The organism is Caenimonas terrae (assembly GCF_042655405.1).
Lineage (GTDB): Bacteria > Pseudomonadota > Gammaproteobacteria > Burkholderiales > Burkholderiaceae_C > Ramlibacter > Ramlibacter terrae_A.
In genome coordinates this window covers 217170-226474 of record NZ_JBHSMF010000002.1, presented here as the reverse complement: position 1 = coordinate 226474, position 9305 = coordinate 217170, and the positions used below count along the sequence as shown (strand labels likewise).

Genomic DNA, 9305 nt, shown 5'->3' with positions numbered 1-9305 from the left:
ATTGTAGGAGCCGGGCACAATGCCGGCTGCCCTGTGCCCCCGCCCCGCCCCGGAGAAATGCCTTGAGTGCTCACGATCTGTCCGCCCGCATCGAACGGCTGTTCGTCTATCCGGTCAAGTCCTGCGCCGGCGTCGAGCTGGGCCAGGCCCTGCTGACCGAGACCGGCTTTGACCTGGACCGCGCCTGGATGGTGGTGGACGAGGCCGGCGAATTCGTCACCCAGCGCGAGCTGCCGCGGATGGCGCTGGTGCGGCCCCAGCTCAAGGTCCATGAAGTGGTGCTGCGGGCGCCCGGCATGCTGGCGCTGCACCTGCAGATCGACGCGGTGGAGGAGCCGGCGCGCGTGCGCATCTGGGGCGACGAGGTCGGGGCCTACGACATGGGCCCGGTGGCGGCGCAGTGGTTCAGCGACTTCCTGGGACGACGGCTCAGGCTGGTGCGCTTCGACCCCGAGCGGCGCCGCCTGTCGAGCCGCCAGTGGACCGGCGAGCTGGAGGCGCCGAACCAGTTCAGCGACGGCTTCCCGCTGCTGGTGGCGGGCCAGGGATCGCTGGACTTGCTGAACCAGAAACTGGCGGCACAGGGCCATGCGCCGGTGACGATGGAGCGCTTCCGCCCCAACATCGTGCTGGCGGGCCTGGAGGCGCACGACGAGGACCGGGTGGCGATGCTGGAGATCGCCGCCGAGCAGCCGGTGCGGCTGCAGCCGGTCAAGCCCTGCGGCCGCTGCCCGATCCCGGACATCGACCCGCTGACGGCGCAGATCGATCCGGCGATCGGGGCGATGCTGCGGACCTGCCGCAGCAACGAGCTGCTCAAGGGTGCGATCAGCTTCGGCATGAACCTGGTGATCGTCCAGGGCGTCGACCAGACCCTGAAGGTCGGCCAGCAGGTGAGCGCCAGCTACCAGTTCTAGGCCGACGCCGGGCCCTCGGACAGCGGGATGCCGTCCTCGCCGTGCGCCAGCGGCGGCAGCGGCTCGGTGGCGACTTCGCCGACGAAGCGGATCGGCCGCCGGGTGGTGGCGGGAATCGAATCCAGCAGCGTGGCCAGCGCCGCTTCCAGCTCCGGCGTGTCCATCTCCACTTCGTCCAGCAGCGCCGCGGCCACGTGGAACTGCAGCGGCACGTCCGGCTTGGTGCCCTTGGCCGGCATCTTGCCGGCCGCGACCACCCGGGCGGCGCGGTCCATCACGGTGACCCGGGTGCCGGCGCGCTCCAGGATCAATCCGAACCGGGCCTCGCCGATGCGGCTCAGGGTGTCGGTCTCGCGCAGCAGGCGGCGCAGCTTGATGACGCTGCGCAGCAGGCTCTGCTCCGCCACCGCCGAACCGTGCTGCTGCTTGATCCGCGCGCAGTTGGCCAGGTCGATGAACAGCACCGCGGCGTTCTCGCCGTGGCGCCGGTGCCGCACCACCAGCTGGCGCAGCCGGTCGTGGAACAGGTGAGGCGCCAGCAGGCCGGTCAGCGCGTCCTGGCTGGACAGGGCCAGCTCGCGGATGACGGCGCCGTGGCGCTCGCGCGAATGGATGCTGAGCGCCACCAGCAGCAGCGGCACCTGCAGCGCCATGGCCGCGACCAGGCCGTACTGGTTGGCCCACGAGGCCGGCGACAGGCCGAAGATCCGTTCCAGCGTCAGCACCACCGCCACGCCCATCGGCAGGTAGGCCAGCAGGACCCAGAAACTGGGCCTGTCGCCGCGCCGCCATGCGCGCCAGGCAATGACCAGGTTGAGCGCGCAGGCCAGGAACAGGTAGCCGCCCAGGACCACCGTGCCGATCGGCCGGTCCACCAGCACGTAGGCGGCCAGCAGCAGCGGCACCAGCAAGCCGGTCCAGCGTGCGAACGCGGCCAGCCGCGGCGAGCGCGCCGCGATGCCGCTGAGGTCGCGCACGAACAGGATCGCCGCGGCCGCGGACAGCAGGCCCAGCCCGCCCTGCGCCGCATCGGCGACGGTGCCCGAATGCGGCCACAGGAAGTGCGCGGCCGCGCCGGTGAAGGCGGCCATCGCCAGCGCGATCGTGCTGGCGTAGGCGGCGTAGCCGAGGAACGCCCGGTCGCGGTAGAGCCAGCTCTGGGCCAGGCAGGCGGCGATCACCAGCACCAGGCCGCCGAACACCAGCCCCAGGCCCAGGTAGGCCAGCTGCATGCGCTGGCCGTAGTTGGTGGCCGACGCGATGCGCAGCGGGATGTCGGAGCGGGCGTTGTGCGTGACGCGCAGGTAGACGTCGCGCGCCTCGCCCGGGGGCACCTCGAGCCGGAACACCGGGTAGCGCCCGCGCTCCGGCCAGGAGGCCACCGCGATCCGGTCGCCGGCCGACTGGCCGTGCCAGCTGCCGGCCGGATCCTGCTGGTACAGCGTGACGGCGTCCAGCGGCGGCAGCGGCAGCTCGATCATCCACTCGGAATGCGAGGAGGTCGGCCGCACCAGCCGCAGCTGCAGCCAGAGCACGCCGCTGGTGCCCAGCACGTGGATGCGCTCCGGTTGCCGCGGCTGGAACCCGCCTTGCCCGGCCACCACCTGCGCCAGCGTCGCCTGGCCCTGCGGATCGGTCCACTCGAGGGCCGGCGCCGGGTCCAGCAGCGGGCTGCGTGCGTCGTCCAGGATGACCGGCGGCGGATGCCGGGCCGCCAGCGCGATCTGCGCCTGCGCCGCCGGCCCGCCGCACCACAGCAGCAGCGTGAACGCGGCGGCCCACGCGCCAAAAGCGGCTTTGCAGCGCGCCAGCGGATGCGAGGCGAGCCATCGCATACACTTTCCGCCTTGATTTTCTGGAACTGACATGAGCTTGAAGTGCGGCATTGTAGGGCTGCCCAACGTCGGGAAGTCCACCTTGTTCAATGCGTTGACCAAGGCCGGCATCGCCGCCGAGAACTATCCCTTCTGCACCATCGAACCCAATGTGGGCGTGGTGGAACTGCCGGATCCGCGGCTGGACCAGCTGGCGGCGATCGTGAAACCCGAGCGGGTGGTGCCGGCGATCGTCGAATTCGTCGACATCGCCGGCCTGGTGGCGGGCGCGAGCAAGGGCGAGGGGCTGGGCAACCAGTTCCTGGCCCATATCCGCGAAACCGACGCCACCGTCAACGTGGTGCGCTGCTTCGACGACGAGAACGTGATCCACGTCGCCGGCAAGGTGGACCCGGTGAGCGACATCGAGGTGATCCAGACCGAGCTGTGCCTGGCCGACCTCGGCACGGTGGAAAAGGCGCTGCACCGCCACAACAAGACGGCGCGCTCGGGCGACAAGGAGGCGGCCAAGATCGTCGCCATCCTGGAGCGCTGCCAGGCCGCCCTGAACCAGGGCATCCCGGTGCGCGCGCTGGAATTCAGCAGGGAAGACCAGCCGCTGGTCAAGCCGCTGTGCCTGATCACCGCCAAGCCGGCGATGTTCGTGGCCAACGTGGCGGAGGACGGGTTCGACAACAACCCCTACCTGGACCGGCTGCGCGAATATGCCGCCAAGCAGAACGCCCCCGTCGTCGCGATCTGCGCCAAGATGGAAGCCGAGATGGCCGACATGAGCGACGAGGACAAGAAGATGTTCCTGTCCGAGATCGGCCAGGACGAGCCGGGCCTGAACCGCCTGATCCGTGCCGCCTTCAAGCTGCTGGGGCTGCAGACCTACTTCACCGCCGGCGTGAAGGAAGTGCGGGCCTGGACCGTGGCGGTGGGCGCGACCGGGCCGCAGGCCGCCGGCGTGATCCACACCGACTTCGAACGCGGCTACATCCGCGCCCAGACCATCGCCTTCGACGACTTCATCGCCTTCAAGGGCGAGCAGGGCGCCAAGGACGCGGGCAAGATGCGCAGCGAAGGCAAGGAATACGTCGTCAAGGACGGCGACGTCATGAACTTCCTGTTCAACGTCTAGCCGCCGCCGCGCAACCCCTACCCGCATGGGCTATGCGGGCTTACCCATCCCGGTAATAGACGCTGTCCCCGCCATCTCCGCTAATAGCGGTATCGGCGGCGCATGCCCGCGCGGGAGACATCGATGCATTTCGACAAGGAATTCGACGCCTCGGGCCTGAGCTGCCCGATGCCGATCGTGCGGACCAAGAAGTCGCTGCGCGACATGGCCACCGGCCAGGTGCTGCGCGTGGTGGCCACCGACCCCGGCTCGGTCTGCGACATGGCGGCCTTCGCCGAGGAAACCGGCAACACGCTGCTGGCGTCCACCACCGAGGCCAGCCGCTTCGTCTTCTTCCTGCGCAAGGCCTGAGCGCCGCGCCCCCGGGAGTCATTCATGGCAAAAAAAATGGCGCTGATCGCCACCAAGGGCACGCTCGACATGGCGTACCCGCCCCTGATCCTGGCCTCGACCGCGGCCTCGATGGGCTGGGACGTGAAGATCTTCTTCACCTTCTACGGCCTGCAGCTGCTGCGCAAGGACCTCGGCGACATCGCCATCAGCCCGCTGGCCAATCCGGCCATGCCGATGCCGATGCCGATGCCGGTGGTGGTATCGATGCTGCCCGGCATGGAAGCCATGGCCACCTCCATGATGAAGGCCAAGATCAAGAAGAAGGGCGTGGCCTCGCTGGAGGAACTGCGCTCGGCCTGCCTGGAAGCCGACGTCGGCTTCATCGCCTGCCAGATGACGGTGGACCTGTTCGAGTTCTCCAAGGACCAGTTCATCGACAACATCGAGTACGGCGGCGCCGCGACCTTCCTGCGCTTCGCGGGCGACACCGACGTCTGCCTGTTCATCTAGGCTCAGTCGTCGCCGTCCGGCGGCGCCGGCCGCACCTGCAGCAGCAGGTCCTCGGCGGCCAGCGGATCGTCGGCGAAGATGATCTTGATGCGCCGGCCGGCCGGCGGCTCCGCGGCGCGCAGGGCCCGCGCCTGGACCGAGGCCTCGGGAAAGGTGGCGCACTGGCCCAGCTGCTCGAGCTGGGCGAACGGCTTCACGCCGAAGACGTAGTAGGGCATGTCAGAGATAGCTCCTGGTGAGTCGCCGCCGTCCGGGGACGGCTTGCTGGATGATCACGCCGTGGACGGCGGACAGGTCGGGCAGCGGCAGGTCGGGCAGGTCCGTCCGTGCCGGATTGAGCGCGTGCAGCAGCCAGCCTTCGCCGCGCCGCAGCAGCTGGCGGAAGGTCCACTCGCCCTCGTGCATGGCCAGCACGTAGCTGCCGTCGCGCAACGCGCCGTCGGGTTCGATGACGATGATGTTGCCGTCGGCGAATTCCGGCGCCATGGCGTCGCCGAGCACGCGCAGCACGAAGGATTCGCCGCCGCTGCAGCCGGCGTCGGAAGGGGCGGGCGCGGGGGCCGAACAACTGCAGCTCATGGCGTCACCTCGGTGTGGATCTGGGCGGCCGGCACGCCGGCCGCATGCAGCTCGGTGGCCAGCGTGTCGACGAAGCGGCCGGGCCCGGCGAGGTAGAAGGCGCAGTCGATGTGGAACAGGTCGGCGCGCAGGGAGCGGGCGATCTGCGCGGCGCCTTCCGCGGCGTCGGCATGCGTCACCAGCGTCGACTCGAACTGGTCCAGCGCCGCCGACCACGCGCGGCACTGGTTGGCCAGGAAATGGCCGTCCGGCCGGGTGGCCAGCCAGAACAGCGTGATCGACGGCGCCGCGTCCAGCGACAGCGCGTGCTCGATCAGGCTCTTGACCGGGGCGAAGCCGGTGTCGCAGGCCACGAACACCAGCGGCAGCGCGCCGTCGGCCAGGCTGAACTCGCCCACCGGTCCCCACAGCGTGACCGGATCGCCGCGCTGGACCGCGCCGCCGAACAGGCGGGTGGCGACCGGATCGTCGGCGTTGCGCGGGATGAGGAAATGCAGGTTGCGGTCGTCGCACGGGCAGCTGGCGATCGGATGCTCGGCCCGGCAGCCCTCCGCCGCGGCCAGGCCGAGCGTGACCGACTGGCCGGCCAGGAAGCGCAGCCGCTGGCTGCGCGGCGTCTGCAGGTGCAGCTGCATCGTGTCAGGTGCCAGCAGCTGCAGCGCGCGCACCGTCGCCACCAGCTCCTGCTGCGGGATGTCGGCCGGCCCGCCGGCCTCCAGCGTCTCCAGCGTGAGCTCGCTGCTGGCCGGCGTGTGGGCGCAGGCCAGCACATAGCCCTGCGCCTTCTCCGCCTCCGACAGCGGGTAGTCGGCGTGCTGGGTGCGCAGCACCTCGCCCGAGATCACGCGCACCTTGCACATGCCGCAGCTGCCGTTGCCGCAGCCGTAATTGAGGTGCAGGCCGGCGCGCAAGCCGGCCTGCAGCAGCGTGTCGCGTCCCTCCACGGTGAAGCGGTGGCCGCTCGGCCGGAGCGTCACTTCGGCGGACACCACCTTGAGCATGTCGTCCATCACGTCGAGCACGTCCACCGGCGCGGTGGCCAGCACCCGCGCCAGCCCGCTGCCAAGCTGCCGCTCCAGGTCCTGCAGGCGCGCGTCACCGGGCGCCTCCTCGAGCAGCGCCCGCAGCCGGGTGCGCAAGTCGATCACCAGCGCGTGGTAGTGCTGCAGGTGGCGCTGCACGTCGGCCAGCTCCTGGCTCTGGTGGAACAGCCGCTGCGCCAGCACCTCCTGGCTGGGCAGCAGCCGTTCGCGCACCCGCCGCCCGAAGGCCTCGTCGCGGATCTGGCCGACCCGGTCGGCCATGCCGGCGGACTCGAACTGCGCCTGCGGATAGAGCGCCAGCAGGTCCTGGGTGGCGACCAGCCCGTCGCTCAGCCCGATCTCGCCGGCCCGCACCCGCTGCTGCAGCTGCGAACGCGGCACGCCGACCAGCTGCGCCGCCCGCCAGATCGTCACCCATTGCGCCACGCAGCCTCCGCCGGCAGCTCCACCCGGTCCCGGAAGCGCGCGCGCAGCAGCAGCCGCGGGCGCGCCGGATCGTCCTCGAACGCGCTGCGGTCGTGCAGCACGTTGTGGCCGATCATGCCCATGCCGGCCTGCAGCCGCACGCGCCGGATCCACGGCGAGCGCTCCAGCAGCCGGCGCAGCGCCTGCACCGCGGCCCCGGTCTGCGGATCGTCCCGCCATTCGATCGAACGGGTGCGGGCGGTGTAGCGCAGGTGCAGGCAGCCGTCCTCGTCGAGCGAGAACACCGGCCCGGCCTGCGCCGGCCGGGCCACGCCGCCGGCGTCGTCACGCGCCGGGATGGTCATCGCATCGGGCCGCATCAAGGCCTTCACATGGGCGGGCGATTCGTCGCGCAGCGCGATGTAGGCCAGCTCCGGATCGAGCAGCGCGTTCTCGCCGCCGGCCCGGGCCGGGCGCACGCAATGCAGCACCATGCCGCGGATGCGCCGCTGCTGCGGGTGGTAGTAGCCGTCGGTGTGCCAGCCGATCGCGCGGTCGGTGTAGGGGATGAAGCCGCCGGCGCCGTCTTGCGCCGACGACACCGCGATCCGCGAAATCCCGTCCTCCTCGGCCAGCCAGTTGGCGTCCAGCCGGCGCAGCCCGAGCTGCGCGCCCAGCAGCTTGGGCAGCGCCGGATCTTCCGGCAGCACCGGCGAGCGGTAGACGGCGACGCCGTCGCGGGCGATGCGCGCCAGCAGCGCCGCGCGCTCGGCCGGCGCCAGCGCGCGCGGGTCCTGCAGTTCCACCACCGATGGCGCGGGCTCGGGCGCGGCCAGCCGCGCGAGCTTCCAGGCGCGCCAGTGCCGGTAGGCCGCTTGCTGGTCCGGGTCGAACGGGTTGGCCACGTCCGCCATCTCAGTCTCCGCTCACGCCGGCGCGGCGCGCCGTGCGGGGCGCCGGGTCGAACAGGTCGCGCAGCGCCCGCTGCATCAGCGTGACGGCGTCCGGCGCCTCGGCCGCCATCACCTGCTCCAGCACCCAGCGGTGGTCCTTGGCCGGCAGCACCGGTTCCAGCCGGCAGCCCAGGTAGCGCACGAAGGCGAAGCCGGGATGGAAGCCGGCGTCGTCGGCCGCAACCGTGGGGTCGGGCCCGAAGTCGGCGTAATGCGCGCTCAGCTCGTTGACCAGGTCGATGAAGCTGTCGGCGTGCGACGGCTGGCCGGCGGGCGGCAGGCCCAGCAGGTCGTCCTCGCTGTCTTGCAGGATGCGCGCCAGGTGCCGCGCCATGGCCACGGTGAAGGCCTCGCGTTGCGCCGGCGCGAGGCGCGCATGGGCGATGCGGTCGGCCAGCACCACCAGGAAGCCCAGCACCTCGCGCAGGAAGGCGAAGTAGGGCGGCCCGATGTCGATGTCGAAGCCGGCATGCCGCATCCGGTCCAGCATGTGGCGCGCCAGCCGCCAGGCCGTGAAGGCGGCGGCGCTGGCCTGCTGCTGCGCGCTCTGGCCCTGGCCGGGCTTGAACCAGTGGCTCTTGATCCGGGGGGTGGGCGGACTGCGCACTGCCATCGCCGCGCCTTCAGTAGCCGCCCTTGCCCAGCGGCTGCGGCAGGCCGGCGACCTTGGCCCCCTGCTTGGCGGGGCCGGCCGGGTACAGGTCGTACAGCGACTTGCTGTCGCAGCCCGGAAGCAGCTGCGACAGTTCCTTGAGCATGGTGCGGAAGTTCGGCGTGTGGCCGTGCTCGCGGTACTGGTCGCGCAGGTAGCGCACCACCGTCCAGTGCGCGTCGGTCAGCGCGATGCCTTCGGCGGCGGCGATCGCCGTCACCGCGCCGTCGCGGTAATCCGGCTCCAGCAGGAAGCCCTGTTCATCGGTCTCGACGCTGTCGCCGTCGATCAGGTAGGCCATGGGTCCAGTCTCCTTCGATGTGTCTGCTCGGTCGCGGGCTTCAGGCGCCGCCCACCGGGGCGGCCGAGCGGTGCGGCACGAACAGGCCGCAACCGAGCCGGCGGTGCCCGCCCAGTCCGCGTTCCATCACCCGCAGCGCGTGCTCGGGGCTCAGGCCGTCGAGCATCAGGCTGCAGCCGGTCACGACCGGCGCCTGGGCCGGCCGCCAGCGGCCGCAGATCGGCCGGCAGCGCACCTCGAGCGCCGCCAGTTCGGCCCCCACCTGCTGCAGGAATGCCGCCTCGTCGGCCGCCCCGGTCGCGACCAGGTGCGCGTACAAGGTGCCGTGCGGCAGCAGCTCGCGCCGGCGCGCCGGCCCCAGGTGCAGCCGGTGGCCGCCGACGTCCAGGTCGGTGCCCGCGAGCATGCTGGCCGCCTCCGCGCGTTCGCGCGGCAGGCGCAGCCCCAGCCGGGTGCGCGGCGACACGATGTCCGTGTCGCCGTTGCCGGCGACCAGGTTGAGCCGGTGGATGCCCGCGCGCTCTTCGTCCTGCAGCCAGGGCAGCCGCGCCGCCAGCGCCGCGGCCAGCGCATTGCGGTGCTCGCGCGGCAGGGTGCCGCCCGCCAGCGTGAACGTGACGTCGACCATGCCGGCCCGCTGCTCACCTGCCATCG

At 71.5% G+C, this 9305-nt stretch carries 12 protein-coding genes; 4 read left to right on the top strand and 8 right to left on the bottom strand.

Annotated elements, in window-relative coordinates; all coding sequences use genetic code 11:
- The first annotated feature begins 62 nt into the window (after positions 1–62).
- On the top strand, positions 63–917 hold the full coding sequence (locus tag ACFPOE_RS01130; RefSeq protein ID WP_376848155.1) for an MOSC domain-containing protein: 855 nt from the start codon (positions 63–65) through the stop codon (positions 915–917).
- Here ACFPOE_RS01130 and ACFPOE_RS01125 read toward each other — a convergent pair.
- Positions 914–2752: a sensor domain-containing diguanylate cyclase gene (locus ACFPOE_RS01125; protein ID WP_376848154.1), complete on the bottom strand. Its 1839-nt coding sequence runs from the start codon at positions 2750–2752 to the stop codon at positions 914–916. The two genes, ACFPOE_RS01130 and ACFPOE_RS01125, sit on opposite strands and share 4 nt — an antisense overlap.
- Positions 2753–2783: 31 nt before the next feature.
- Here ACFPOE_RS01125 and ychF point away from each other — a divergent pair, with 31 nt between their 5' ends.
- From ychF to dsrE2, 3 genes are all read left to right on the top strand, one after another.
- Positions 2784–3875: a redox-regulated ATPase YchF gene (ychF, locus tag ACFPOE_RS01120; protein ID WP_376848153.1), complete on the top strand. Its 1092-nt coding sequence runs from the start codon at positions 2784–2786 to the stop codon at positions 3873–3875.
- Positions 3876–3998: 123 nt separating this feature from the next.
- Positions 3999–4226, top strand: coding sequence for a sulfurtransferase TusA family protein (locus ACFPOE_RS01115; protein WP_376848152.1), 228 nt, complete (start codon positions 3999–4001; stop codon positions 4224–4226).
- A gap of 24 nt (positions 4227–4250) precedes the next feature.
- The gene (gene dsrE2 / locus ACFPOE_RS01110) at positions 4251–4718 is read left to right on the top strand and encodes a sulfur carrier protein DsrE2 (protein WP_376848151.1); all 468 of its coding nucleotides are present in this window, start codon (positions 4251–4253) and stop codon (positions 4716–4718) included.
- A gap of 2 nt (positions 4719–4720) precedes the next feature.
- On the opposite strand, the gene ACFPOE_RS01105 is transcribed toward dsrE2, so the two are convergent.
- From ACFPOE_RS01105 to cas6, 7 genes are read right to left on the bottom strand one after another with little or no spacing between them, the layout of a single operon-like run.
- Positions 4721–4936: a hypothetical protein gene (locus ACFPOE_RS01105; RefSeq protein ID WP_376848150.1), complete on the bottom strand. Its 216-nt coding sequence runs from the start codon at positions 4934–4936 to the stop codon at positions 4721–4723.
- 1 nt (position 4937) lies between these two features.
- Positions 4938–5297 (bottom strand): S24 family peptidase, encoded by a 360-nt coding sequence (locus ACFPOE_RS01100; protein ID WP_376848149.1) that lies wholly within the window; start codon positions 5295–5297, stop codon positions 4938–4940.
- Positions 5294–6766, bottom strand: coding sequence for a 2Fe-2S iron-sulfur cluster-binding protein (locus ACFPOE_RS01095; RefSeq protein ID WP_376848148.1), 1473 nt, complete (start codon positions 6764–6766; stop codon positions 5294–5296). Before ACFPOE_RS01095 ends, ACFPOE_RS01100 begins: the two co-directional genes overlap by 4 nt.
- Entirely contained in the window at positions 6751–7659 is a 909-nt protein-coding gene (locus ACFPOE_RS01090) for a TauD/TfdA family dioxygenase (protein WP_376848147.1), read from the bottom strand. Before ACFPOE_RS01090 ends, ACFPOE_RS01095 begins: the two co-directional genes overlap by 16 nt.
- Before the next feature lies 1 nt (position 7660).
- Positions 7661–8311: a hypothetical protein gene (locus tag ACFPOE_RS01085; RefSeq protein ID WP_376848146.1), complete on the bottom strand. Its 651-nt coding sequence runs from the start codon at positions 8309–8311 to the stop codon at positions 7661–7663.
- A gap of 10 nt (positions 8312–8321) precedes the next feature.
- Complete coding sequence (locus ACFPOE_RS01080) at positions 8322–8651, bottom strand: TusE/DsrC/DsvC family sulfur relay protein (protein ID WP_376848145.1); 330 nt, start codon at positions 8649–8651, stop codon at positions 8322–8324.
- A 40-nt stretch (positions 8652–8691) separates the two neighbouring features.
- Positions 8692–9303 (bottom strand): type I-MYXAN CRISPR-associated protein Cas6/Cmx6, encoded by a 612-nt coding sequence (gene cas6 / locus ACFPOE_RS01075; RefSeq protein ID WP_376848144.1) that lies wholly within the window; start codon positions 9301–9303, stop codon positions 8692–8694.
- Between the last annotated feature and the right edge of the window lie 2 nt (positions 9304–9305).